Below are 622 nucleotides of genomic sequence, written 5' to 3' on the forward strand. Positions count from 1 at the left end.
CGGCGCCCGGCAGGTACGGGGAGCCCACGGGCCGGCCGCCGTCGGACTCGTCCTGCCCCGAAGGATGGCATACCGTCCGGTCGGTCCCTAGAGTCGTGCACCGGTCTTTTCCTCCTGCTCGACCAGACGCACCAGCTCGACCCGGGAGCGCAGCCCGAGCGTGGCGAACACGTTCCGCAGGTGGTAGTCGACGGTGCGGGTGCTCACGGAGAGGCTGAGGGCCACCTCCCGGTTGGTGGCGCCCCCGGCGACGTACCGGGCGATCCGCAGCTGCTGCGGGGTGAGACGGGCGAGGTCGCCGGCCCCGGGGGACACGGCGGGGGCCGCGGCCGGGGCGGCTCCGCCGGCGCGCAGTTCGTCGGCGGCCTGCTGCGCCCAGAGGCGGGCGCCGCAGCGTTCGAAGCCCAGGCGGGCCTCCTCCAGGCGGGTGCGGGCCTCGCGGAGCCGGCGTCTGCGGCGCAGCCACTTGCCGTAGAGGAGTTCGGTGCGGGCGCGTTCGAAGTCGCCGGCGGTGTCGTCGTGCCGGTCCAGGGCACGCCGGTACAGCTCGTCGGCGGTGTCCGGCGCGGCCAACAGGGCGCGGCAGCGCAGGAGTTGGGAGGGGGCCTGCGGGTCGGCGCCG

Annotated in this window: 1 protein-coding gene; it reads right to left on the reverse strand. The window is 76.2% G+C overall.

Annotation, left to right across the window (positions count from 1 at the left end; genetic code table 11):
* Window positions 1-87 precede the first annotated feature (87 nt).
* A partial coding sequence (locus CCN29_RS34625) for a helix-turn-helix transcriptional regulator (RefSeq protein WP_143661486.1) occupies window positions 88-622 on the reverse strand: 535 nt, incomplete at its 5' end.

It is taken from the genome of Streptomyces pseudogriseolus, from assembly GCA_002154585.1.
Lineage (GTDB): Bacteria > Actinomycetota > Actinomycetes > Streptomycetales > Streptomycetaceae > Streptomyces > Streptomyces pseudogriseolus.